Origin of the sequence: Gilliamella sp. ESL0443 (assembly GCF_019469165.1) — a bacterium.
Lineage (GTDB): Bacteria > Pseudomonadota > Gammaproteobacteria > Enterobacterales > Orbaceae > Gilliamella > Gilliamella apicola_E.
In genome coordinates, this window is record NZ_CP048263.1 from 882,745 (window position 1) to 907,790 (window position 25,046).

22 protein-coding genes, 1 tRNA gene and 1 CRISPR repeat array are annotated in these 25,046 nt (G+C 33.2%); of the genes, 12 read left to right on the forward strand and 11 right to left on the reverse strand.

The genetic code is table 11. From position 1 onward, the window contains the following. Positions 1–169: 169 nt before the first annotated feature. The gene (locus GYM76_RS04005; protein ID WP_065563051.1) at positions 170–646 is read left to right on the forward strand and encodes a toxin-activating lysine-acyltransferase; all 477 of its coding nucleotides are present in this window, start codon (positions 170–172) and stop codon (positions 644–646) included. 19 nt (positions 647–665) lie between these two features. Beyond that, positions 666–3,854 carry an autotransporter outer membrane beta-barrel domain-containing protein gene (locus GYM76_RS04010; RefSeq protein WP_220225981.1) on the forward strand — a complete coding sequence of 1,063 codons (3,189 nt, stop codon included), beginning with the start codon at positions 666–668 and terminating at the stop codon, positions 3,852–3,854. 315 nt (positions 3,855–4,169) lie between these two features. Here GYM76_RS04010 and GYM76_RS04015 read toward each other — a convergent pair whose 3' ends face one another. After that, a complete protein-coding gene (locus tag GYM76_RS04015) occupies positions 4,170–4,634 on the reverse strand; it encodes a MarR family winged helix-turn-helix transcriptional regulator (RefSeq protein WP_065563053.1) in 465 nt (154 codons plus the stop codon). Between the two features lie 3 nt (positions 4,635–4,637). Continuing rightward, positions 4,638–5,069, reverse strand: a complete 432-nt coding sequence (locus GYM76_RS04020) for a hypothetical protein (protein ID WP_065563054.1) — start codon at positions 5,067–5,069, stop codon at positions 4,638–4,640. Positions 5,070–5,396: 327 nt separating this feature from the next. On the opposite strand from GYM76_RS04020, the gene guaA reads away from it, so the two are divergent. After that, positions 5,397–6,980 carry a glutamine-hydrolyzing GMP synthase gene (gene guaA / locus GYM76_RS04025; RefSeq protein WP_220225982.1) on the forward strand — a complete coding sequence of 528 codons (1,584 nt, stop codon included), beginning with the start codon at positions 5,397–5,399 and terminating at the stop codon, positions 6,978–6,980. Positions 6,981–7,216: 236 nt separating this feature from the next. Here guaA and GYM76_RS04030 read toward each other — a convergent pair whose 3' ends face one another. Next, positions 7,217–7,966 (reverse strand): glycosyltransferase family 25 protein, encoded by a 750-nt coding sequence (locus GYM76_RS04030; RefSeq protein ID WP_220225983.1) that lies wholly within the window; start codon positions 7,964–7,966, stop codon positions 7,217–7,219. Positions 7,967–8,168: 202 nt separating this feature from the next. Between GYM76_RS04030 and GYM76_RS04035 the strand changes: the two genes are divergently transcribed. Next, positions 8,169–8,639: a YhcH/YjgK/YiaL family protein gene (locus GYM76_RS04035; protein WP_220225984.1), complete on the forward strand. Its 471-nt coding sequence runs from the start codon at positions 8,169–8,171 to the stop codon at positions 8,637–8,639. A gap of 27 nt (positions 8,640–8,666) precedes the next feature. Beyond that, complete coding sequence (locus GYM76_RS04040) at positions 8,667–9,605, forward strand: sugar kinase (RefSeq protein WP_220225985.1); 939 nt, start codon at positions 8,667–8,669, stop codon at positions 9,603–9,605. An 87-nt stretch (positions 9,606–9,692) separates the two neighbouring features. On the opposite strand, the gene GYM76_RS04045 is transcribed toward GYM76_RS04040, so the two are convergent. Continuing rightward, positions 9,693–10,430: a cyclase family protein gene (locus GYM76_RS04045; protein WP_255561386.1), complete on the reverse strand. Its 738-nt coding sequence runs from the start codon at positions 10,428–10,430 to the stop codon at positions 9,693–9,695. 316 nt (positions 10,431–10,746) lie between these two features. Between GYM76_RS04045 and uvrA the strand changes: the two genes are divergently transcribed. From uvrA to truC, 5 genes are all read left to right on the forward strand, one after another. Beyond that, positions 10,747–13,581, forward strand: a complete 2,835-nt coding sequence (gene uvrA / locus GYM76_RS04050) for an excinuclease ABC subunit UvrA (protein WP_370632611.1) — start codon at positions 10,747–10,749, stop codon at positions 13,579–13,581. Between the two features lie 43 nt (positions 13,582–13,624). After that, positions 13,625–14,224: a glycerol-3-phosphate 1-O-acyltransferase PlsY gene (plsY, locus tag GYM76_RS04055; RefSeq protein ID WP_141673967.1), complete on the forward strand. Its 600-nt coding sequence runs from the start codon at positions 13,625–13,627 to the stop codon at positions 14,222–14,224. 144 nt (positions 14,225–14,368) lie between these two features. Next, positions 14,369–14,974, forward strand: coding sequence for a recombination mediator RecR (gene recR, locus GYM76_RS04060; RefSeq protein WP_220225987.1), 606 nt, complete (start codon positions 14,369–14,371; stop codon positions 14,972–14,974). A 73-nt stretch (positions 14,975–15,047) separates the two neighbouring features. Then, entirely contained in the window at positions 15,048–15,869 is an 822-nt protein-coding gene (locus GYM76_RS04065) for a pyridoxal phosphatase (RefSeq protein ID WP_220225988.1), read from the forward strand. A gap of 16 nt (positions 15,870–15,885) precedes the next feature. Next, positions 15,886–16,596 (forward strand): tRNA pseudouridine(65) synthase TruC, encoded by a 711-nt coding sequence (truC, locus tag GYM76_RS04070; RefSeq protein WP_220225989.1) that lies wholly within the window; start codon positions 15,886–15,888, stop codon positions 16,594–16,596. 478 nt (positions 16,597–17,074) lie between these two features. Here the strand turns inward: truC and GYM76_RS04075 are convergent, their stop codons facing one another. The 7 genes from GYM76_RS04075 to GYM76_RS04105 all read right to left on the reverse strand — a co-directional run bounded on the left by GYM76_RS04075 (position 17,075) and on the right by GYM76_RS04105 (position 22,258). Then, positions 17,075–18,133 (reverse strand): tyrosine-protein phosphatase, encoded by a 1,059-nt coding sequence (locus tag GYM76_RS04075; RefSeq protein WP_220225990.1) that lies wholly within the window; start codon positions 18,131–18,133, stop codon positions 17,075–17,077. Between the two features lie 14 nt (positions 18,134–18,147). Next, positions 18,148–18,963 (reverse strand): PTS system mannose/fructose/sorbose family transporter subunit IID, encoded by an 816-nt coding sequence (locus GYM76_RS04080; protein ID WP_065563530.1) that lies wholly within the window; start codon positions 18,961–18,963, stop codon positions 18,148–18,150. Continuing rightward, positions 18,960–19,751: a PTS sugar transporter subunit IIC gene (locus GYM76_RS04085; RefSeq protein ID WP_065563529.1), complete on the reverse strand. Its 792-nt coding sequence runs from the start codon at positions 19,749–19,751 to the stop codon at positions 18,960–18,962. Before GYM76_RS04085 ends, GYM76_RS04080 begins: the two co-directional genes overlap by 4 nt. 45 nt (positions 19,752–19,796) lie before the next feature. Beyond that, positions 19,797–20,270, reverse strand: a complete 474-nt coding sequence (locus tag GYM76_RS04090; RefSeq protein ID WP_065563528.1) for a PTS sugar transporter subunit IIB — start codon at positions 20,268–20,270, stop codon at positions 19,797–19,799. An 11-nt stretch (positions 20,271–20,281) separates the two neighbouring features. Next, complete coding sequence (locus GYM76_RS04095) at positions 20,282–20,713, reverse strand: PTS sugar transporter subunit IIA (protein ID WP_220225991.1); 432 nt, start codon at positions 20,711–20,713, stop codon at positions 20,282–20,284. A gap of 197 nt (positions 20,714–20,910) precedes the next feature. After that, on the reverse strand, positions 20,911–21,762 hold the full coding sequence (locus GYM76_RS04100) for a MurR/RpiR family transcriptional regulator (protein ID WP_220225992.1): 852 nt from the start codon (positions 21,760–21,762) through the stop codon (positions 20,911–20,913). Positions 21,763–21,961: 199 nt separating this feature from the next. Then, the gene (locus tag GYM76_RS04105) at positions 21,962–22,258 is read right to left on the reverse strand and encodes a DUF6694 family lipoprotein (RefSeq protein WP_220225993.1); all 297 of its coding nucleotides are present in this window, start codon (positions 22,256–22,258) and stop codon (positions 21,962–21,964) included. Positions 22,259–22,647: 389 nt separating this feature from the next. On the opposite strand from GYM76_RS04105, the gene GYM76_RS04110 reads away from it, so the two are divergent. Both GYM76_RS04110 and GYM76_RS04115 read left to right on the forward strand, forming a co-directional pair. Further along, positions 22,648–22,721, forward strand: a tRNA-Cys gene (locus tag GYM76_RS04110). Positions 22,722–23,117: 396 nt separating this feature from the next. Further along, positions 23,118–24,245: direct repeats of the CRISPR family, unit length 29 nt; unit sequence GTGTTCCCTATATACATAGGGATAAACCG. A gap of 118 nt (positions 24,246–24,363) precedes the next feature. After that, entirely contained in the window at positions 24,364–24,618 is a 255-nt protein-coding gene (locus tag GYM76_RS04115; protein ID WP_220225994.1) for a hypothetical protein, read from the forward strand. The last annotated feature ends 428 nt before the right edge of the window (positions 24,619–25,046 follow it).

Below are 25,046 nucleotides of genomic sequence, written 5' to 3' on the forward strand. Positions count from 1 at the left end.
GGCTATACATGGTCTATATCTCCCTAATTTAATCAATTTGTTAATTATTTGTCCATTTCATTACCCGTTTAAAGATTAAGCAAAGCTGTTTTTATATCCCTAAGTTTTAAGAAAGATAAGGTTTATTTTCAATATTATTTTTAATTAAAAATACTAAAGGTATAACGGAATGAATTGTCTTAATCAGGACTCCATTAGAGTCATTGCACCCAGCATTTATCATGATACTTCATGGAATGAAGCCGAAGTATTAGGCGCTATGGTTTGGTTATGGAACAGGAATTCCAATTATAGAAATGTTGCCATAAGTTCAGCATTGGAAACTTTACTGCCTACTATTCAGTCTAGGAATTTCATTTTACTCATTAAAAATAATCGACCACTCGGTTATCTCAATTGGGCTTATTTAAATAAAGATGAGGAACGGGAATATCTAAACAAAACGAAAAGTTATGTGAATTTTGTTCAATGTAATAAGAGAGATGAAAGTAAACAGTTATGGCTTTTATCTTTCTTTTGCCCATTTGGACGGAATGAATCTTTCTTATTGAAATCTATTTGTAAAAAAGTTCTAAAAAATAATCTCTGCTTTTATGGTTACCACAAATCAAAAACAAACACCGTTGTAAAAAAAGTTCAATGTTAGAGTCTATAAGGATAGAATTATGAATCAAATATACCAAACAAAATTTAATTTTCTAACTGGTACTAGCATAGTTTGTTCTGAATTGGCACGACGTGTTAGTAAAGTAGTGATAACTGTTTCAATTTTATCAGCTTCAACTTCTTCGTTTGCATTGGATTGTATAGCAAATTCTGATGGATCTTATTTAGTAGGCCAAAATGATCCTAGTTGTAATAATATTAATGCTGCTACTGCAACGCAAAGTGGCAATGCTAGTTTTTATATTTTAACTAGGAGTAAATTACATGAACAACTCAATGTGGGTGATACGACCCTTACTGCAAATGTCAGTGCCGATTATACTGGATTAGGTAACCAATATACTTATGGTGTTTCTGGTGGCTCAATTAAAGCGGGTAATTTAAATTTCACTATAAAGAATGATGGTAATGTGATGGGGCTTACGACTTATCACAATGTCGATATTACTGCTAAAGATGTTGTATTAAATATAACTGATAACTATACACGTGGTCGTAACTCTAGTGGTGGTGTGGCTGCTTATGGGATATTAACGGGTTCAGCTGCAAATGCCGGTGAGAGAAACGCCTATAATGGTAAATATAGCACAGTGACAGTTGATAAACTGACGATCAACCAAACAACGTCAGGTGGTAAAACCTCTCCAATATTAAATAATGGTATTCGTGCTATTCAAGGAGCATATGACAATAATGGTCAAGGTTCTGCAGGGCGAGTTATTGTTAATGATGATTTGGATATGACTTTGACTGGTAATCGCGCCATCGGTATTTATGTATCGGGTAATGCAACCAATCATGGTGGAGCGAATGATACTGGTGCTGATGGTCAATTAACACCAATAGTGATTTTAAAAGGCGCTAAAAATAGCATAGTGTTGAATAAAGGTAGCGATAGTTCATCATTGAACTGGGACAGTGTGGGTGTCAAATTAGGAAAGACGCGTAATACTGGTGAAGGTGCTGGTATTTTAGAATCTCATGGTGAACTTAATATTGATACTACAAATGCTTTAAATGGTTCTGGTATTAAGATGGTTCGCAATTCTTTATTAAAAGCAGATTATGACGATAGTTCGACAATCATCAAAACAAATGGTTATGCACTTGAAATCGGGACTCATGATGATGCTAATTCAAGTGGTGTATTTGAACAGGCTGCATCACATGGTGTAAGTGCAAGCTTTAAAAATGCGATATTTACTACGAATGGTACTAGTGCTGACCCGGTTATCAGTGGTTCTGTTGGTCGCAAAGATTTAATTTTTGTCGATCAAGGTCAAGTCGATACTGTATTATCTTTTACCGGTGATAAAACTGATCTAACAGCAAATGATGCGGGTTATATTCTTAACGTGAGTGGAAATTATACCGCATCTGGTTATCAGTTCTTTTCAAATACCTATGATCAAACTGGCACAGAACAAAGTCATGATGATTATCAAGCGTCATCAGTTACCTTTAATGCTTCTGACAATGGAAGTATGACTGGGCTGGTTTATAAAGGTTTGGTTAAAACTGAAGAGGGTGAAGTTTTAGATACCAATAAAACTCCTACACTCAACTTAAACTTAAATAATGGTTTTACTTGGAATTTGAAAGCAAATGATACCAGTAAAACTGCTTTATTTGATAATTTAACTTTATCAAATGGTGCATTACTTAATGCTGCATTTGATGATGCGGGCGCAAATGAGTTTATTTTACAAGGTAATGTTATTAGTGATGGTGGTATTATCAGTTTAGATAATCATTCCCATGGAAAATATAATGATAGTTTAACTATTCAAGGTAATTACTCGGCATCAAATAATGCAATAGTTAAGATGAATACGTTATGGAATAATAATACTTCACAATCAGACTTACTAAAAATTACTGGAGCTGCAAGTGGTGTTACTAAAGTTATTCCTGTTAATGCAAATGGAACTGAAAATTTCATTGATGGTAACATAAAGCAAGTTGCTGCAATATTGAATAGTATTCCTGTTATTGATGTCGGAACTTCAAGCTCAGAAAGCAATTTTACTGGTGAGGCACAAACGACAGGTGCAACAGAAGTTCAGTTGGCAAAACGTCAAACAACTAATGGTGATGAATACTATTGGACTATGAAGGCAAGTAATCCTATTCACCCAATCGACCCATTCGAACCAGTCAAACCCGTTGAACCAGAAAAACCTAAAAAGGTGATCTATTCAAATGCCGTTTCTGGTTATGTATCAATGCCACGAGTAAACCAAGAACAAGGATTATTAAGTATTGGTACTTTGCATGAACGTAGAGGCGAATATGCTAACTTTAACTTAGCTAATTGTAGTACTTGCAAAGAACATTTAAGTGAAACTTGGGGAAGAGTATTAGGCAAACATCTTAAATCAGACGGAAAAAAACGGTTGAATTTAGAAACTGACGTTTATGGATTACAACTTGGCCATGATCTGGTAAACAATTTATTCGAAGATGGAAGCCACAATTATACTGGTGCCTATCTTTCATATACTAAAGCTAATACTGATTTTTCCGATAAATATCGTGCTGTTAATGGTTTAATTTCTCATAACAAAAAAACTGGGAAAGGTACTTCGGAAGCATTTAGCCTTGGGTTAACTAATACCTATTTTTCAGCTAATAACAGTTATTTAGATTTAGTTGGACAGTTCTCTTCAATCCGCAATAAATATGACGCACGAAAAGAAGCCCGTTCTATCCATCAAAATGGGTTTGGTGTAGCTGTTTCAGCAGAAGCCGGACATGCCTTCAACTTTAGTCAACTTGATTCAAGCCAATGGCTAATCGAACCTCAAGCTCAACTTGTTTATCAATATCTTAATTTGGATAGTTTTAAAGATAAATATCGTCAAGTCGATCAGAATAATCAGGATCAATTGCGTGGTAGAATAGGTGTACGAGTAGACCATAATAATCAAGCAGCAGATCGACAAATTATGTCGATTTATGCAATTGGTAATGTTTGGCATGACTTTATTAAGCCAACTCATGTCACAATAGGTAAAGATAGTTTACGTGAAAATTATGCAACTACTTGGGGAGAATTGGGGGTTGGTATAAAAATGGAATTAGGCAAAGATAATTTTCTTTATGGTGATGCTCGTTATGAATATGATTTTGGAAGTACCAAGCATCAAGGCTATAAAGGAAATATTGGAATAGAACATAAATGGTAATTTAGAATTATAAGTTTATTTCTTTGTTCTATACGTAATGGCTAGTCATGCATTACGTATAGACTTTTTTATAAAAAAGTAACTAATAATCAAGTTAAATAAAATAATATAGCTTAATGTTCATCGCGTAAAACTTATTGCAAATGGCAAAAGTGATATTTTTAAGATTGGAATAAATTTAACCCAACAAATCATTTTATTATGAAATTTTTGTTAAATAGAACTCATCTATTAGTACTTAACAAATTGATTTTTAGATGAATTAAAGCCATTTGATGTTTTAAACTTGAATAAATATGATAAAGGATAATTACTTTATTCACCTTGACTTTCTAATAGTGTTAATAACATTGACATAAATAGTTTTTTATCATCCTTTAATGTTGAAAAAAACTCTTTATCAATTTGTTCAACTAAAGGTACAGTTTCATTTGCTTTATCAAACCCTTTTTGTGTCAGTTGAATGGATTTTGCTCGACTATCTTTGCTTGAACAGTGGCGCTCAATATAATCTTTTTTCTCTAAATTCTCTAAAATTTGTGAGATTGTCATCACATCGATATTTGTTCGATTGGATAGAGTGACTTGTGTTATTTCATCGTTGTATTGTGATAAATAAGCAAGTGTTGCAAGTACGATAAATTGAGGATGAGTGATAGACTGTTTTTTCAAACAACTTTTGATATTTGTATGCCAGGACGAATAAGTTTTCATAAAAATAAAACCAATGGATTGAGAATCATTTTGAAATTGTGTCAAAAACTTATCGCCCTTTGCCATAATTTATCCTTCAACTAAGCCATTTAATTTGTAAGTTTTATCAATAATATCATCAGAAATCTGTTTTATAAAATCATAGGATGCTTTAGTGTCCATTTTTGTATCTGGTTTTAATGAAATCTCTGATTTCAAAGCATATTGATTTTCTGAAATTTCAACAATTTGATGCGAGAAAAATAGTAAACCTATTTCAGGCATATCAAATTGTTCAGTAAATTCTTGCTCATCAATGATTTTTGATAAAGTCACTTCCATTTCTGGTATATTTTGTAATTTAAAAATACCTTTAGTGCCTGTTTTCAAGTCACCAAAAATACGAAAATCTTCAAGATCAGTTTCCCATAATTTTCTTAAATTAAGATCGGTATAGTATTGCCAAATTTTAGATGGTTTTGCCTTTGTTGGTAATACGAAAGAGATTGAAATTGTGTTCATTATTTTTCCTCTATTTAATAAGTAAACTTATTATAAGTATACTTATTAAATAAGTAAAGAAAATTTTTTGCATAGATTAAAATTGTGGGATTATTCAAAATTCCTCAACTAACGTAATGAATAAATAAGTATTATATAGTCAGGTATTTGATTCTTTAATATAATTAATTATCTAATAAAATTAACAAGATTAAATGTTTAACCGATTTAAAATATATTAATGTAAAATATTTACAATTGTTTTTCATTTAATCCGTTCAATTTAATCGGTAAATGATACAATAGCGCCTTGATTTTGTATTAGTCCATAGTTTAGGAATAAATTTGATGAAAAATGACATCCACCAGCAACGTATTTTAATTCTTGATTTTGGTTCGCAAGTTACCCAATTAATTGCTCGACGGGTTCGTGAAATAGGTGTTTATTGTGAACTTTGGCCATGGGATGTTTCGGAAGAAAAAATCAAACAATTTAACCCTAAAGGTATCATTCTATCTGGTGGTCCTGAAAGTACTACTGACCAAAATAGCCCTCGAGCACCAGAATATGTGTTCAACGCTGGCGTGCCAGTGTTAGGTATCTGCTATGGTATGCAAACTATGGCAATTCAAGTAGGTAAGGGTGGACAAGTTACAGCTTCTAATCAACGAGAGTTTGGTTATGCTAAAGTTGATATTGTTGCAAAATCAAAATTAACAGACGGTATTTTAGATAGCACCAATGATGCTAGTATAGAGCAACTTGATGTATGGATGAGTCATGGTGATAAAGTTACTTCATTACCTGACACATTTACCTTAATTGGGCAAACAGAAACTTGTCCATTCGCCATTATGGCTAACGATGAAAAACAGTTTTATGGCGTACAGTTTCATCCAGAGGTCACGCATACGGTTAAAGGATTAGAGTTATTAACGCGTTTTGTTATTGATATTTGTCAGTGTGAAAAGCTATGGACACCGTCTTCTATTATTACTGATGCAATTGCTCGTATAAAAGAAAAAGTCGGTAAAGATAAAGTATTATTAGGTTTATCAGGTGGTGTTGATTCTTCGGTTACTGCATTATTATTACATCAAGCCATTGGTGACCAGTTAACTTGCGTATTTGTTGATCATGGCTTATTACGTTTAAATGAAGCAAAACAAGTCATGGATATGTTTGGTGATAAATTTGGGTTAAATATTATCGCAATTAATGCCGAAGATCGCTTTATGGCTGCTCTGAAGGGAGAGGCTGATCCTGAAGCTAAACGTAAAATCATTGGTCGTGAATTTGTCGCTGTTTTTGATGAAGAGGCGGCAAAATTAAAAGATGTCAAATGGCTTGCTCAAGGTACTATCTATCCAGATGTCATTGAATCTGCTGCTGCTGATACAGGTAAAGCCCACGTGATCAAATCACATCATAATGTTGGTGGTTTACCTGAAGATATGAAAATGGGGCTAGTAGAACCATTAAGAGAATTATTCAAAGATGAAGTACGTAAAGTTGGTTTAGAACTCGGTTTACCTTACGATATGCTTTACCGCCATCCATTCCCAGGTCCAGGTTTAGGGGTGCGTGTTCTTGGTGAAGTGAAAAAAGAGTATTGTGATTTATTACGACAAGCCGATGCTATTTTTATCGAAGAACTTTATAAAGCTGACCTATACCACAAAGTCAGCCAAGCATTTACCGTATTCTTACCAGTACGTTCAGTTGGAGTGATGGGAGACGGACGTAAATATGATTGGGTTGTTTCATTACGTGCTGTTGAAACTATCGACTTCATGACCGCTCACTGGGCACATTTACCTTACGAATTCTTAGGGCGAGTATCAAATCGTATTATCAACGAAGTCAATGGAATATCACGAGTTGTATATGATATAAGTGGAAAACCGCCTGCCACTATTGAGTGGGAATAATTGCAACAAATACCATATAATCTTTTTATCTTAAGCCTTGTTTATCAAGGCTTTTTTATATCATTGGTATTTCATAATAATTGTTTTAAGGCTTATGATATAAACTTAAAAACTTGGTATTCATTGGTTGAGCGTATTCGATTAATAAAAATAAATACCTTAATTGTATTAATTAAGAAAAATATCTTTTCATGAATCTTATATAAATCAAAAATAACAGAAAAGTGATGCTTACTTTAATCGATATAATATTTGGTTTTTTCAAAACGATTGATAAAGTGCTTCCAAAACCATAGTGCGATCCGTCTTTGCTTTTTGTCTTTTTTAAATAATTTTTTTCTGTACTCTGAACGTTGTTTGATTTGGTGTATTCGCTCATTATGGATTGATGAGTTTAGTGAACATACATCATTACTTGTTATTAACGCCGGTAAAGTAGCATACAATTTAATATTGGCACATAATTTAAAAACTTTGAACATATCCGCTTCATAACGAATAGGAAATAAGAATTTTATTAGTTTTTTGGCTGCGTCATTAGTAATGATATAACCGTTGGCTCTCACGGCGCGAGTAACTTCAACAATTTCGAAATTATCTAATAGGTATTTTTTATTAATCAGATAATGGAAGTCGGCGGTTAATAAAAAAATGCCTTTTTTGGTATTTTTAGTTTCAAAGCTGTTTAAAAAATCAGGAAGATTGTTAGCTATGACTGAGTCATCTTCAATAATCAAAGCATAAGGTAGATTATCATTAACAATTTTTTTATAGATATTAAAATGACTAAGTGCACAGCCAATCTCACCTTTAGTTAAAAAATTATTTGGATAATCAAGAACATTATTTTTAATAAATGATTCTGTCAGTTTACTTCCATCGACTGCATTATAAATTTCAAAATCAAGCTTTAATCTTTGACACTCTTGTTGTATATATTGTTTTTTTTGGGGTTGTCTTTCTAAATTTATTACAAATGTTTTCATTTTTTCAGTTTTTTATGATTTTTTTGAAGTATAGCATGTCAATTACAACATAAAAACCTTTGAAAACTTATTGCTAAATGATCTACAAAAATGACTAACTTAAGTATATACTTCTTTTTATATAGGTTTCTTCGCTATTGATAAAAGCGGATAAAGCTAATTTAAGTTATTACCTCATTTGAGAAATTAAGGACCGTTAAGTATGATTTTAGGTAATGTTAATCATTTGGATTTAATTCCTTATTTGCCTACCAAGATTAAACAATCAATTGAATATGTAAAAGACAACGTTAATAGCAATACACCAGCTGGTCGTTATGATATTGACAGCGATAATATGTTTTTTATGGTTTCTGACAATTCATTAAGATATATTCATGAAGCAAACCCTGAGTACCATAAAAAGTATATTGATGTGCAGATTGTTTTAGATGGTCAAGAAGGAATGGCTGTTTCCACTCTACCTCCTCATACACAAGTATTAGAAGATAAAATAACAGAAAATGATATCGCTTTTATCAAAACACCTAACGAAGAAACTATGTTAGTATTACAGAAAGACGATTTTATTGTATTTTTACCTAATGAAGTACATAAACCGCTTTGTGCTGTCGATAATAAGATTGCAACGGTTCGTAAAGTTGTGGTAAAAATCGCATCAGATTATTTATAAATAGAAGTAAGGATTTTAGGTAGCACTATGACAACAAAAATCGCTGTTATTGGCGAATGTATGATTGAACTTTCAATAAAACAAGATTCAACAACCCGTAGCTTTGGGGGAGATACTCTTAACACGTCGGTTTATTTATCTCGTTTATTAAAAAATAAAGATTTTTCGATTCATTATGTGACTGGTTTAGGAACAGATCCTTTCAGTCAAGAGATGCTTGATAGCTGGCAAAAAGAGCATATTTCAACTGATTTGGTACAAAGAATGTCTGATAAAATGCCAGGACTTTATTCTATTGTTACTGATGAACAGGGTGAGCGTTCTTTCTATTATTGGCGTAATGATGCAGCTGCTAAATTTTGGTTAAAAACAGCTGAAACAGAAAAAATTGCTGAGCAAATTGCTAAATACGATTATGTCTATCTAAGTGGTATCAGTATTGCAATTTTAGATGCGGAAAGTATTATCAAATTATTAGATCTATTAAAACAAGTTAAAGCCAATGGTGGTAAAGTGATTTTTGATAATAACTTCAGACCACGTTTATGGAGTAGCTTGGATTTGGCTCGAAGTGTCTATTCTGATATTTTATCATTTACTGATATTGCGTTTTTAACTTTAGATGATGAAGACTTATTATGGGGCAAGTTACCGTACGAACAAGTAATTGAACGAACTAAAAAGTTTGGTGTTTCTGAAGTAGTCATTAAACGTGGTAGCGATAGTTGTATTATTGATTCTGTGGAAGGGCGTTTTGACGTTCCAGCAAATAAAATCGCTAAAGAAGATGTTATTGATACCACGGCAGCTGGGGATTCATTTAGTGCGGGTTATTTAGCTGCACGTTTAAGTGGTAAAAATCTTTCACAATCAGCAAGCCAAGGTCACCTAGTTGCCGGTACAGTGATTCAGTATCGAGGTGCTATTATTCCTTTGGATGCTACGCCAAAACTAATTGAAGGTTAGTAAATAAAACGGTCAGTAATGACCGTTTTTTATATCAGAATAGTTTGGCTCTAAAAATTTTTAATATCGATTTTTAGGCAAAATAGATTACGGTAGTATTGCAAAAGAGCGTACTGGAAAACCCGAAGCGTTATTTGGTTTGGCTACAATATTAAAGATAACCGCGCCTTTGGTTGGTAATTGATCTAAATTTGTCATTAATTCTACTTGATAAGTATCTTGCTCTAAAACATAGTATTCGCCTTTTAGCGCATTATTTTCTCGAAATGTTTTCGCTGAATCAGTATCAAAAGTTTCGTGGCCAATAGCTTTAATCTTTCGCTCTTCAAATAAAAATTTTAATGCATCAAGTCCCCAGCCTGGAATTTGATTGTTTCCATCCTCATCTTTATTTTCCATTGCAGATTGTGATGGCCATTTTTTACTCCAGTCTGTTCTCAACGCAACAAAACTACCCGCTTCAATTTGCCCATGTTGCTTTTCAAAAGCTAATACGTCATCTTTAGAAAAAGAAAAATTGGGATCTTCTTTTGCTCGTATAGATTGGTCAATTACGATTAGAGGTAATACTAATTCCTGTAATTCAAGTTCATGCAAATAACGAGTATTAGGAACAAAATGAATTGGTGCATCTAAATGAGTACCATATTGACCAGCAAAACTAAAGTTTTGCGCTAAAAAGCCATCACTGTGGTCAAATAGTGTTTTTATTTCAGCCGGTTTAAACATAAAAAAATGGGGTGAATTGTGATCAAATGCATGAGTCAAATCTATCCATTTTTTCGATTTTAATAAATTTAATGCTTGTAAAACGTCGTTATTCAAAATTATTCCTTATATCAAAAAAGTGTATCAATGATTTATTGTAAGATGATTAAATTCAAGAAACCAATAATTTAGAGTTATAGAAATATAACTTTTAGTTCTAATCTATTTTGAAAAAAAGTTGAGGAACGGGGTTTTTGAGGGGTAAAAAATGCTTAATTTGTGCTATTTAATTTACAATTTTGGCTTATATTATTGAATTTCTGCTAATAGACCCTATTGAGCTATATAGTTGTATATTTAATCACTTGATACTGGTATAATATACAGTTAATTTTATTTATTTAAAAACACACATAAGAAGAGATCTATGTCAATTAAAGATATCGATATTCGTGGTGCAAGAACACACAATTTAAAAAATATAAATGTAGTTATACCAAGAGATAAATTGGTTGTTATCACCGGTCTTTCCGGCTCTGGTAAATCATCATTAGCATTTGATACCTTATATGCTGAAGGCCAAAGGCGATATGTTGAGTCATTATCAGCTTATGCTCGTCAATTTTTATCACTAATGGAAAAGCCTGACGTCGATCATATTGAAGGATTATCTCCTGCCATTTCGATTGAGCAAAAATCAACATCGCATAATCCTCGCTCAACAGTGGGAACAATCACTGAGATTTATGACTATTTGCGACTTTTATTTGCTCGAATCGGTGAGCCACGCTGTCCAAATCATAATTTACCCTTAGTTGCGCAAACTGTGTCGCAAATGGTTGATAGTATTATGGCTCTGCCATCTGAAAACCGCTATATGTTGCTTGCGCCGGTTGTTACTGAGCGTAAAGGTGAGTTCGTTAAATTATTTGAACAACTTGCAGCAAGTGGTTATATTCGAGTTCGAGTTGATGGTGATGTTTATGACCTTTCAGATCCACCAATACTTGAGCTTCAGAAAAAACACACAATTGAAGTCGTTGTTGACCGTTTCCGAATTCGGGATGATTTGAAACTACGTTTAGCCGAATCAATCGAAACAGTGCTTTCCATAACTAATGGTATTGTCAAAGTCGCGAATTTAGATGATCCGAAAGCAGAAGAGCATCTATTTTCTGCCAATTTTGCTTGTCCTATATGTGGTTATAGCATTCCTGAACTTGAGCCGCGATTATTCTCATTCAATAATCCTGCTGGTGCATGTCCGGAATGTGACGGTTTAGGTGTACAACAATATTTTGATCCAAAGCGTATTGTTCAAATGCCTGAGGTTTCTTTAGCTGCTGGAGCAATCAAAGGATGGGATAGACGTAATTTCTACTATTTTCAAATGTTAAAATCGTTAGCAAACCATTATAAATTTGATATCGATAAGCCATATGAAAAATTATCTGACAAAGTAAAAGATATTTTATTAAACGGCTCTGGTGATGAAGAAATACAGTTCGTTTATACCAATGATCGTGGTGATGTCGTTAAACGTAATCACCCTTTTGAAGGGATCATCAATAACCTTAGTCGTCGTTATAAAGAAACTGATTCACAAACTATACGTGAAGAGTTAGCTAAATATATCAGTAATCGTCCTTGCCCGTGTTGTGGCGGTTCACGATTATGTAGAACTGCGCGTCATGTGTTTATTAATGATACTAATTTACCAACAATTAGTGATTTAAGCACACAACAAGCCAAAGATTTTTTTGATAAGCTTAATTTAACTGGACAACGAGCGCAGATAGCCGAAAAGATTTTAAAAGAAATTAATGATCGTCTGCAATTTTTAATTAATGTTGGTTTGAATTATTTAACCCTGTCACGTTCGGCTGAAACCTTATCCGGTGGGGAAGCACAACGAATTCGACTGGCTAGTCAGATTGGTGCGGGGCTTGTTGGTGTTATGTATGTTCTCGATGAACCATCAATTGGTTTGCACCAGCGTGATAATAGTCGCTTGATTGATACATTAACTCACTTACGCGATTTAGGTAATACCGTCATTGTTGTTGAACATGATGAAGAAGCGATAATGGCTGCTGATTATGTGATTGATATTGGACCAGGCGCTGGTGTCCATGGTGGTGAAGTTGTTGCTCAAGGTACGCCAAAACAGATTATGGCAAGTAAGAACTCTTTGACTGGTAAATATCTTTCTGGAAAAGAGAAAATTGAGATCCCAGCTAAACGTCATAAAGTTGATAAGAAAAAGATGTTATCATTGATTGGCGCGACAGGAAATAATCTTAAAAATGTCACATTAAACATTCCTGTAGGGCTATTTACTTGTATTACTGGCGTCTCTGGATCAGGTAAATCAACATTAATCAATGACACCTTATATCCATTAGCTCAAAACGAATTAAATGGCGCTGAAAAAACCGAAATTGCACCATTCAAATCAATTAAAGGATTAAACTTTTTTGATAAAGTTATTGCAATAGATCAGAGCCCAATTGGACGGACACCACGATCTAATCCAGCAACTTATACTGGCTTTTTTACATCAATTCGTGAGCTTTATGCAGGGGTACCAGAAGCAAGGGCAAGAGGCTATAATCCTGGACGTTTTAGCTTTAATGTTAAAGGTGGACGTTGTGAAGCTTGCCAAGGTGATGGTTTAATTAAAGTTGAAATGCATTTTTTACCTGATATCTATGTACCTTGTGATCAGTGTCATGGCGCACGATATAATCGAGAAACATTAGAAATCAAATACAAAGGTAAGTCGATTAATGAAATCCTCAACATGACTGTTGAAGAAGGTCGAGAATTTTTTGACGCGGTACCGATGATTTCACGCAAATTACAGACTTTAATTGATGTTGGTCTTGCTTATATTACCATTGGTCAATCAGCAACAACATTATCTGGAGGTGAAGCGCAACGAGTAAAACTTGCAAAAGAGTTATCTAAGCGAGATACTGGTAGCACACTTTATATCCTAGATGAACCAACTACGGGCTTACATTTTGCGGATGTAAAACAATTGCTTGCTCAACTACACTCATTGAGAGATAAAGGCAATACTATTGTAGTTATCGAACATAATTTAGATGTTGTCAAAACTGCTGATTGGATTGTCGATTTAGGTCCAGAAGGAGGTAGTGGAGGTGGAGAAATCATCGCCGAAGGAACACCAGAAGACGTTGCTAAATCGAAAAAATCTTATACTGGTAAATACTTAAAACCATTACTGGAAAAGCAAAAGTAGTAAGTATTGTTATATAAATAAAGTTAACCATAGGAGAAGGGTTTTGTCATTACAGATTATACTAATGATCATTATTGCTTATCTCTGTGGTTCACTTTCAGGTGCTATGATAATTTGCCATTTGATGAAGTTACATAATCCTTCTTTATATGGTTCTCATAACCCCGGTGCGACAAATGTATTAAGGATTAATGGGCGATTACCTGCTGTTTTTGTATTAATCTTTGATATGTTAAAAGGTGCTATTCCGGTCTATATTGCTTATCGACTTGGAATATCACCTTTCTTTTTAGGTATTATTGGTATTTCGGCTTGTCTTGGACACATTTTTCCATGCTTTTTTCATTTTCGTGGTGGAAAAGGTGTTGCAACTGCGTTAGGAATGATGGCGCCGATTGGACTTGATTTTACAGGTTGCTTTTTGTTGACTTGGTTTTTTACATTAATTACAACGGGTTATTCTTCTGTCGCGGCAATAGTCGGTTTTCTTTTTGCACCTTTATATGTTTGGTTATTTAAACCAGAATTGACATTACCTGTTACAATGCTTTCATGCTTAATCATTATTCGCCATAGTAGCAACATAATGCGCCTATTAAAAGGCGAAGAGCCCAAAAGCTTTTATCGTCGCAGTAAAAAATAATCTAAAACACAACTAAGCTTAATTTTCAGTTACTAATCGTATGAAAGATTAATTATTTTTAAATTAAAGTAATAGAATATTTTTTGTTTTACAGAGAATTCAAACAAGGTATTATTATTCATCTTTTAATTATGTGGTTAATTCATGCAAATCAGTCCGTTATTAGAATCACTTATTAGCGCACTTCGCTGCTTACCTGGGGTTGGTCCAAAATCAGCACAACGAATGGCTTATCATCTATTACAACGTAATCGCCAAGCAGGTCTCAATTTGGCTCAAGAGTTAAATGAGGCTATGAATAATATTGGTCATTGCAAACAATGTCGAACCTTTACTGAACAAGAGATCTGCAATATCTGCGCGAATGTCCGTCGGCAAAGTAGCGATCAACTCTGTGTGGTTGAATCGCCAGCAGATATTTTTGCTATTGAGCAAACAGGGCAGTATAGTGGTCGTTATTTCGTTTTACTGGGGCATCTGTCACCACTTGATGGTATTGGCCCGAGTGATATTGGTCTCGACCTTTTAAAAATTAGGTTAAGTTCAGAATCAATTAGTGAAGTTATTTTAGCTACCAATCCAACGGTTGAAGGTGATGCTACAGCCAATTATATCGCCCAGATGTGTAATGAATTTAATATCGTTGCGACTCGAATTGCGCACGGTGTACCAGTGGGTGGAGAGCTTGAAATGGTTGATGGTACAACATTGTCACATTCCTTTGTTGGTCGACAAAAGATAGATTTTTAGCTTTTTGCGATTTATGAACAACTAGGTTGTTAACGGTTAATATGTATTAAGAAAAAATAGGAAGAGAGAGCTTATGAAATATAAAGCAGTCGCATTTGATATGGATGGAACGTTACTTGGTAGTAATCGTTTAATCCTTCCTGAAACAGTAGATATGATACAAAGAATTAGTGATAAAGGAATTAAAGTCATTTTGGTATCAGGCCGTCATCATACCGTTATTCACCCTTATTACTACCAACTAAAATTATCTACACCTGCGATTTGCTGTAATGGAACCTATTTATACGATTTCGAAAAGCAGCAAAACTTTGCTGCGAAACCAATGACTAAACAACAGGCAAAGACATTGTTAAATTTAGTTAACCAATATGGCATTCATACTATGATTTATACTGATCAGTTTATGAATTATGAAGTTCTTGATGATCATTTAGAAGGTTTCTTTCAATGGGTGAAGTCTTTACCTGAATTTCTACAACCAGAAGTTAAAAAAGTTGATGACTTCGAGAAACTGATTGATCAAGCAAATTTGATTTTCAAATTTGCGACCAGTAGTCATGATATTTCAGCATTAAAACAATTTTCAAATGAGGTTGATGCGCTCGGTGAGTTTTCTTGTGAATGGTCATGGTCAAATCGTGCTGATGTGGCGGTAAAAGGGAATACTAAAGGAAACGGATTAAAGCATTGGGCTGAACATGAAAATATCAAATTAAGTGAAATTGTAGCTTTTGGTGATAGTTACAATGATATCAGTATGTTATCCATAGCAGGATTAGGCATTGCAATGGGTAATGCGGATAAAGAAGTCAAAGAAAAAGCTAATTATTCAATTGGCGATAATAACAGCCCAAGTATTGCCGCTGAACTTGAAAAAATATTTTCAAATTAGAAATATTAATTTTAAGATGGTCTTTGAAATTCTTTATCAAGATAATGATTTAATCGCAATCAACAAGCCAGAAGGGTGGTTAGTACACCGAAGCTGGCTTGATAAAAATGAAACTGTCGTTGTTATGCAAACGTTGCGCGATCAAATCGGACAGCATGTTTACCCCATCCATCGCCTTGATCGACCAACATCAGGTGTATTAATTTTTGCTTTATCTAGTGAGATTGCAAGATTGTTGTCTGAACAATTTGCATCCAAGCAAATTGAAAAAGTTTATCATGCTATTGTACGTGGTTATGTTGATGATGAAGCAATCATTGATTATCCTTTAGTTGAAGAGTTGGATAAAATCGCTGATAAGTTTACACGTAAAGATAAGCCGGCCCAAGATGCTATAACTTTTTATAAAGGTTTGAGTAAAATAGAGTTGCCTATTGAAGTGGGTAAATATAAAACAGCTAGATATAGCTTTGTTGAATTAAAACCACAAACAGGAAGAAAGCACCAATTACGCCGTCATCTTAAACATATTTTTCACCCTATCATAGGTGATAGTAAACATGGTGATCTTCATCAAAATCGAGCTTTTAGTCAATATTTTGATATTAAGCGCCTGATGTTACATGCTAGTACTGTTAAAATGATTCATCCCATTACATCTACCCCTATCACTATTCATGCAAAATTAAGTGATGATTGGTTAACGATATTACAAAATTTTAAATAAGTTTATTTGGGTTAAATGTCTTCTAACAATATTAGTTTTTGTCATTTAGCATGATAAACATTACAGCGTTATGCATTATTAATGATGGGTATATTCTTTGTCTCAATTAATGCTTCAAAAAATAATTAAAAGCATTAGATTAAGAATTTAATCAAATATAGTAATGGATTCATAGCGTTATAATCACCAGTTTTTTAAAAATTTTCTTCATTATTGAATATAAATTCAATTTCACTTCAGCATGGAAATATATCTGACATCTTTTGATAAGTGGTGATTATTGATTTTCTTGTGCTTTCGAAAATTATACTGAGATCAATTAGATTTAGTTGAACAGTGGAAAAAGTAGAAAGCTCATTTTAAAGTTTTTCAGCACTTTTTATTTATGCTTCATGTTTTTACAATTAATTTCAATAATTTATTTAAATTGAAAAAAGCGCAATTTTACAATTACGCTTTTAAATTATTAACTGAATGATTAAGCTTCGAGATAAATAGACGCCATTTTTTCGAAATCTTCATCGGTAAAACCAAGTTCTTGCTTAATGTAATTGCTAGGTGAGCCTGCAATTTTTCTCATAGTATCGAAAACCTCATTAATAAAGATTTCTCGGGTATCAATTAAACTTAGTAGATAACCCAAAACGTCTTCATTATCAGTGATCTCTCGATAAGCAGCCATTTTTATTTTATTGCGTTCCAATCGATTATCATGTGTTAGCATATAATCATATATAATATCTGATTCAGATACACCTAACATAACTTGAATTAACAATACACCATAACCCGTCCGATCTTTACCGCCTCGACAGTGTTGAAGGCTAGGGCTGTTATTTGAATCTAAAATTACTCTTAACATTTCTCGATAGGCTTTTTTAGATTTTTCACTTAGTACAAAGTTACGATATTGCTCAAGTACTTGTATACCGTCACCATTAACTAACTCCTTTGGAATATCACGAAGAACACTTTCAATTAATGCCCGATCTTCATTGCTTGGATCAGCTGCAAATTGTGCAGCTAATTCTGCTGTTTGAGCAGAGGCATCCAAATTAAAAGTTTGTCTTTCACCAATTGAACAATTCGGGCTTGTTTTAACCTCATTTTCACAACGATAATCAATGATTGTTTTTATATTCAATGCTTTTATATATTGTTGTGCATCAGGTTTTAGGCCGTGAAGATGATTAGAACGATACAACATTCCCCATTTTATACGTTTTCCTTTTGCACCGACATAACCACCAAAATCACGGAAATTATTTAGTCCATTGATTGGTAATGTTCGTTCTCCAAATAAAAATGGTTTTTGGCCATTTATTTGTAATATGAGATAGATTCGGCTTTTAGCGTTTAATGGATCATCAAATATTACTGGGGATTTTAATGCATTTCCAATTAGTGTTTTATTATTAGTGTTTACATCAGCTTCGGTTGTCCAATATAAATCTGCAGGCTTATCACTATTAAAAGTAACTTCTAATTTTCCTTGCTTATTCCTAATTACTGATATTTCATTATTTTTTTCTAACATAACTTTCTTCCTACCTAGTGTAATATGCCGACTGATGAAAGAACGACTCCAATTACCATTACAGCAATAATGAGCGATACTGTATATTTACCTTGAAATTTCCTAACTAAGAAAAAAACAGCTAAGGTAAAAAGAAGCGTTAATAAATTTGGCATTACCTTATCAAACATTTCTTGAACTTTTATTGATTGCTCACCAACTTCAATTAAATAAGGTGTTGATACTTTTACTGTTGAGGCTATTAACGATCCTAGCACCATTACGCCAACGACATTTGCAACGTTACTAATTCGCTGAATAATATTTGAATTTTTAGATTGCTCTATAAGATCAATTCCTTTGTTATATCCATAATGAACAAAGAAATATTTTGTAAAAATGTTGACTAAATTATAGATGAAAAACATTAATATGGGTCCAATGATATTACCTTGTAACGCAAAAGCTGCACCAATACTTCCACATATCGGCATCCAAGTAAATTTCAGTAGACTATCACCCAAACCTGCAAACGGGCCCATTAATCCAGCTTTTAACGAAATGACCGCATCTTTTTCTTCTTCCGTTGTTTTCTCTTCGACAGCAGCTGTAACGCCAAGAACTAATGCTCCGGCATTAACTTGCGTATTGAAAAACTCAAAATGGCGTTGCATTGCTCTAACGCGAGTTTCTTTATCGGCGTCCTTATAAAGACGGTCTAGAATTGGAATCATACAGTGAGCAAATCCAATCGTTTGTAATTTTTCATAGTTGAATGAAAAAGGGATTGTTTGTATTTTCCAAAAGACACTATTAAGATCTTTTTTAGTAATTTTCTTTTCATTGTTCATAGGTCATATTCCTCTTCAATACTGTCATTTTGCATAGGTTTTTCTTGATTATTTTGATTATTGTTTTTGCCCGCGGTGAATGCCATGTCATATAAAACAGCAAAGGCAAGTGCAACGAAGGTAACAGGTATGATTGGTAGTTTTAGGTAACTAGTTAAAACAAATCCGAGTAAAAAGAAGAACCACATTGAGCCTTTTAATAACATCAACAATAGAATACAAATACCTACTGCTGGGATTAATTTTGAAGCGACACCCATACCATCAATTATATTCTTTGGAATAGCGTCTAAAATTGTTTTAATAAGATCACTGCCAAAATAAATTGCTAAAAAGCATGGAACAGCTCTAATTAAAAACCATATAGGTGTTGAAAAATAATGTACTTTAACTAGTCCTTTATAATCTCCATTTTGTATGCTTTTTTCTGCCCATGGATTTAAGAAACAAGCAAATGATCGCCATAGAATAAGTAATTGTTGGCAAAGTATTGAAACGGGTAGGGCTAATGCAACTCCAGTGGCAACACCACCGCCAGTTGAAATACCTAATGAAACGCCAATAATTGCACCAGCAACAATATCTGGCGCAGAGTAAGCTCCAACATTTCCAACGCCCATCCACATAAGTTCAAGTGTTGCACCAATGGCTAATCCTTGAACCATATCACCCATGATGATGCCTGCTACAGTACCGGTTAATAAAGGCCGACGTAACATTTGTGGCCCAACATCATCGAGTGAACAAATTCCCGCCCAAATGGCGACAAGAATAGCTTGTGTTAACATGTGTTAACCTCCAAATTATAGAAATAAATGTTTTAATAAATAGTGTTAGCTGAGTAGGGTTTTTAGATCGACAATGGGATCTTTAGGCACCATCTGAATTTCAACTTCAACATTTTTTGCAATGAGATTTCTAAATGCTTGTTCTTCTTCTGGTGTGACAGACACCGCTCTTGATAATTGATGACGACCATCTTGCATACGCATTCCACCTACATTGAGTTTTTCTAGTGACAATCCACCGTCCACTAATGCGTCAACGTCAATACTATTGGTGAACAGTAACATTGTTCTTTTTTTGATAGGTGTCTTTTTTAAGATTTCGATAAATTGCTGTACTCCAAAGATCAAAACCTTTAATCCTGGCGGTGCAGACATGGTTAATACTGATTGTTGAACTTTGTCATCAGCAACTTTATCGTTGATGACTAATACTTGCTCGATATCATAGTTTTTCACCCAAGTTGTAATAACTTGTCCATGAATTAATCGGTCATCGATTCGTGCTACATTAATTGGCATTGGTGTTCTCCTTACAATTCATTAACTTCTTCATTTTTAATATTTAGCAGTTGTCTAACGTCTTTACAGCTTTGAGGAAATGCTTCTTCAATAGCTTGTTTGGCATCGTTCAATGTTCCTTCTCTATTGTTTAAAACTTCAAGTAGTACGGGAATATTAAAACCACAAAATAGTAAAACATCGTCATGGGATATCAGTAATTCGCTAGCAAGATTGCAGGGAGTTCCTCCCATAATATCAACCAAAATAATTACTCCATTGCCTTGATTAAGTTTTTTATAACTACTTTGCATTTCTTCTCGTAAATTATTGATATTGCTATCAACTAAAACTGAAATAATGTGGATACTTTCTTGCTTGCCCATAAGCATCTGTGCACATTCAAGTGCACCCTGAGCAAAAGGGCCATGACTTGCTAAAATGATAGGTAAAGGATTAGACATAAAAAATTCCTTATTTGTAACTTTATTACTAAATATGTAAGTATGTTTAGTAATAAAGTTACATCTACATTTAAAAATAGTCATCCATTTTTTAAGAAATTTTTATAATTTTGTGAACAAGATCAAATTTATTAAAGGAAAAGTTTAAGTTAATGACTTTTCAACTTGATGAGATTATTTGAATGGTAAATTTGTTATTACTTCTGGGTATATCGAGGATATTTTCGTTTTTCACGATTTTGAGTTTGCTGTAGTAACCTTTCATCATATTTACGAATAAATAAGTTAGTTAACAACATATTAATGACTGATATTTGTGAAATTTTGGAACGAACAGGAATCAATCTAGAAGCGTGTTCCATAGATGTCGTATGTAAGACAAAAGAGGCTGATGATGAAATTTGACTTTGTCCCATTTTAGTAATAGCAATAGAAGGGACTGATGATTGACCAGCAAGTTTAAGTAAATCTACACATTCAGGTGTTTCACCAGAATGCGAAATAATAATAACAAGATCATTCTTGTCTAACGTGCTGATCAAACTACGTGAAATATGAGCATCAAAATGACAATTTACATCTTTCTTGATTTTAATTAGTTGATATTCAAACTCTTTACCAACCAAGCCACTGCTTCCAACGCCAAATATCACAATTTTGTTACTTTTGATTATTAATTCGATGGCACTGTTTAATGCATGAGTATTAACAATGGAATGAGTTTCGTCTATAGAGGATTTTTCCATAGCTTGAACTTTGCTATTTACTTCCTCAAGAGAGTCATTCAAATTAATATCATCTTGAAGAATTTCAGTACTAAGCTTTTGAGGAATTGAACCGATAAGATCAACCTTAAAATCACTAAAACCTTTATAACCTAATTTGTTACAAAGTCGTAAAATGGTCGTTGTGCTAACATGATTGTGTTTTGCTAAGGTTTGTATACTCATATTTTTTAGCGCTTGAGTATTTGCAATAATATATTCGGATACTTTTAACTCCTTAGTTGATAAGTCTTTTTTTACTTCTCTGAGTTTTAGTTCAATCATTGCATACCTCAAAAAACTATTTTAGTGAAGCAAGTATATAAAATTCGTCTTAGAAATTAAAAATAATTTTATAATTTATTAATCAAATTTACTTCACATAATCCTATCAGTTGCTATCAATAATAAAAAAGATTCAATAATATTAAACTTTTCCATAAAAAAACCCGCAAAAGCGGGTTTTTAGTATAATAAAAGAAAATTATTTATCAAATTCACTGATAATTTCTTTTGCTGTTTTTCCATCAAGTTTATTTTTCATTTCAGTAAAGATTTTATTTTGATCGCCAGCATTAGCTGGGTTAAGTGCTGCAGTAGAAGCTACTTTAGTTACTGCTCGTCCAAAAGCAAGTTTATCAGAGTCACTTAATTTTTCAGTAGCTTTTTGAATAGAAGTTGCATAAGTTTCTTGAGTAGATAAATCAATTTTAGGTCCATCGTCACCACAACCAACTAGGACAAAACTTAATAATGATACAGCTAGTAATTTTTTGAACATTTCCTTTCCTTAAAAATATATTGTTAAATGCAGCGCTATTTTTATACTAAATATGGTCAATTATCAAGTGATAAATCAATTTCTATACAAAAATAAATATTATTTTAAAAATGTGGAATCTATAATACGAATTATATTCTTTTTATTTCTAGGCATATAAAAAGGTAATTTTTTACGGATAAAGTCGATTTTTAAACTCAAAAACCCCGTTCCTCAACTTTTTTTTGCAATAATTTATCTTGACGTAGGTGATTTTAAATTTTTTATTAATGTCCTAAATATAGGACAATTGAAATAATCGCTACGACTGCTGTATTTATAACCTATTTAACCTTGACGATAGAGTAAGCCAATGCTAATATTTGCCACCTATTCAGATAGACCTCTACGGCGCGTTGGCAGAGTGGCCATGCTGCGGATTGCAAATCCGTCTACCTCGGTTCGACTCCGGGACGCGCCTCCATTAAAATCCCAAGAATTTTATTTTGCTCATAAAACAATACAGGCTAAATTTTTTATTAATAGTATTGGGTTAATGTATCCAATCCACAAGAAGTTTTTTAAAATTCTCTTTTCTTAATATTTAAAATTATCAAAGATAAAAGTAACGCGACATTAGATGTTCGTGAGCTTACTATAGGCTATGAACTATTAACCAACAAAATATTGCTTGGTACCAACAAAAAACACAAAAACGGGTAGTATACAAAACTCTTTATTTATTTCATTTAACACATTGATAAAATTATAGATTTAACCAGTTGAGGTTTATGTACCATCTGATTAAAAAAACATCAAAAAAATTGGTAGAATTTTATACCTTGCTATTTTAATTAATAAACAATAAGTTATAATAAGGGTGTTCCCTATATACATAGGGATAAACCGCGGTAATCAAGAGTATTTGTGCCTACCAATTTGTGTTCCCTATATACATAGGGATAAACCGCTGGTAATTGCTTTTGATTTGCTGACTTTTGGGTGTTCCCTATATACATAGGGATAAACCGTTGGCTGGCCAAAATTAGCCGACGTTAAATTAGTGTTCCCTATATACATAGGGATAAACCGCTAAATAATCAACATGCCCCCATGGTCTCTTAGTGTTCCCTATATACATAGGGATAAACCGTTGAATTTGATAATAATTCAGCATCTCAGATAGTGTTCCCTATATACATAGGGATAAACCGAAGGCCTGTGAATGATGAATTAGATTGTATAGGTGTTCCCTATATACATAGGGATAAACCGCAAATCACAACCGATTAAGCTCGATCGTGTAAGTGTTCCCTATATACATAGGGATAAACCGTTTTTTGGATGTCCAAATTTATTGACCTGTACGTGTTCCCTATATACATAGGGATAAACCGTAAATTATCTGGTATAGCTAAAATGCTTTCAGGTGTTCCCTATATACATAGGGATAAACCGCCAATAATGAGTTAATCAAAGGTAAGCAGTGGGTGTTCCCTATATACATAGGGATAAACCGGTTTCTATTGTAAATGGTAAAGAGGTTGTCACGTGTTCCCTATATACATAGGGATAAACCGATGTTCGAAACCACTTTAATGCCCCGGTTTACGTGTTCCCTATATACATAGGGATAAACCTATTAACTGTAATATTGTATTAGAATTAAATGCGTGTTCCCTATATACATAGGGATAAACCGAGGTTCACTTTCTCCAAAACTAAAACACGCTAGTGTTCCCTATATACATAGGGATAAACCGAGGTTCACTTTCTCCAAAACTAAAACACGCTAGTGTTCCCTATATACATAGGGATAAACCGCCCATTGCATTAAATATTGAACCGGTTTTTTTGTGTTCCCTATATACATAGGGATAAACCGTAGTCAAACAGCTATCATCTAATAACACACGGGTGTTCCCTATATACATAGGGATAAACCGTAATGCAGATAAAACTAGAAAATCTATAGATCTGTGTTCCCTATATACATAGGGATAAACCGGTAATATATTCAATATAAAACATTATCAAATCGCGTTCCTATGTACCTAGGTAAGTAAAATACCTGAGTGCGTAATAAAAAATAAATCATATAATGGCCTGAAAAATAAGGGATAAAGATGAGTAAATTAAAAAATGAAGATAAGGCTTTTAAAATGGATTTTTCTTTAGTGAATGATACAGATGATAATGAAAATCGAATCAATAAAAGCACACATAGAGATTATATTGATTGCTTAATGGATTTCTCTTTAAATGGAATCAGTATAACCCCATGCAATGAAAGTTTTGATATAGGTCCCCCTAGATTTGGTAATTTTTCTAGTGTGAGTGAATATTTAATATATCGTCAAATATTTCCGGACTGCTTTTAAACATTAATAAATTATTATATTAACAGTTGATCAGTAATATTTCTAAAAGTTAGTTATTTGAGTAAAAATTATGAGTAATAAAAATCTCACACAAGGTGGCCTGTTTTTTTTGTGCTTATTTAATGAAATTAATTAAATTTGTCAAAAACTGATATTTAGTTATAAAAGATTTACTCTAACAACGTTGAGACGAATTGAAAAAATGTTAGGGTATGTAAGAATTAAAATTATAACAAATTGAAAATCCGTCTACCTCGACTAGGGGACTCGTCTACATTAACGTCAATGTTTTAATTAATTAAAATTTCTATAATAAAACTAAGTTGCTATAAATTAGTGGTAGAGATACCAACCTTAATCCAAATTTTTTAAAAATCATTATATAATTCATTAGGTTAAAAAATTCATTAATGGTTTTATGTAATATT

Excerpts from the sequence above, each read along its gene's own strand:
- GYM76_RS04080 (WP_065563530.1), bottom strand. The coding sequence starts at position 18,963 with ATGAACAATGAAAAGAAAATTACTAAAAAAGATCTTAATAGTGTCTTT.
- GYM76_RS04035 (WP_220225984.1), top strand. The coding sequence starts at position 8,169 with ATGATTTTAGGTAATGTTAATCATTTGGATTTAATTCCTTATTTGCCT.
- GYM76_RS04095 (WP_220225991.1), bottom strand. The coding sequence starts at position 20,713 with ATGTCTAATCCTTTACCTATCATTTTAGCAAGTCATGGCCCTTTTGCT.
- GYM76_RS04105 (WP_220225993.1), bottom strand. The coding sequence starts at position 22,258 with ATGTTCAAAAAATTACTAGCTGTATCATTATTAAGTTTTGTCCTAGTT.
- GYM76_RS04075 (WP_220225990.1), bottom strand. The coding sequence starts at position 18,133 with ATGTTAGAAAAAAATAATGAAATATCAGTAATTAGGAATAAGCAAGGA.
- GYM76_RS04085 (WP_065563529.1), bottom strand. The coding sequence starts at position 19,751 with ATGTTAACACAAGCTATTCTTGTCGCCATTTGGGCGGGAATTTGTTCA.
- recR (WP_220225987.1), top strand. The coding sequence starts at position 14,369 with ATGCAAATCAGTCCGTTATTAGAATCACTTATTAGCGCACTTCGCTGC.
- GYM76_RS04090 (WP_065563528.1), bottom strand. The coding sequence starts at position 20,270 with ATGCCAATTAATGTAGCACGAATCGATGACCGATTAATTCATGGACAA.
- GYM76_RS04100 (WP_220225992.1), bottom strand. The coding sequence starts at position 21,762 with ATGATTGAACTAAAACTCAGAGAAGTAAAAAAAGACTTATCAACTAAG.
- GYM76_RS04010 (WP_220225981.1), top strand. The coding sequence starts at position 666 with ATGAATCAAATATACCAAACAAAATTTAATTTTCTAACTGGTACTAGC.
- GYM76_RS04030 (WP_220225983.1), bottom strand. The coding sequence starts at position 7,966 with ATGAAAACATTTGTAATAAATTTAGAAAGACAACCCCAAAAAAAACAA.
- GYM76_RS04040 (WP_220225985.1), top strand. The coding sequence starts at position 8,667 with ATGACAACAAAAATCGCTGTTATTGGCGAATGTATGATTGAACTTTCA.
- GYM76_RS04115 (WP_220225994.1), top strand. The coding sequence starts at position 24,364 with ATGAGTAAATTAAAAAATGAAGATAAGGCTTTTAAAATGGATTTTTCT.
- GYM76_RS04005 (WP_065563051.1), top strand. The coding sequence starts at position 170 with ATGAATTGTCTTAATCAGGACTCCATTAGAGTCATTGCACCCAGCATT.
- truC (WP_220225989.1), top strand. The coding sequence starts at position 15,886 with ATGGTCTTTGAAATTCTTTATCAAGATAATGATTTAATCGCAATCAAC.
- GYM76_RS04015 (WP_065563053.1), bottom strand. The coding sequence starts at position 4,634 with ATGGCAAAGGGCGATAAGTTTTTGACACAATTTCAAAATGATTCTCAA.
- GYM76_RS04065 (WP_220225988.1), top strand. The coding sequence starts at position 15,048 with ATGAAATATAAAGCAGTCGCATTTGATATGGATGGAACGTTACTTGGT.
- GYM76_RS04020 (WP_065563054.1), bottom strand. The coding sequence starts at position 5,069 with ATGAACACAATTTCAATCTCTTTCGTATTACCAACAAAGGCAAAACCA.
- guaA (WP_220225982.1), top strand. The coding sequence starts at position 5,397 with ATGAAAAATGACATCCACCAGCAACGTATTTTAATTCTTGATTTTGGT.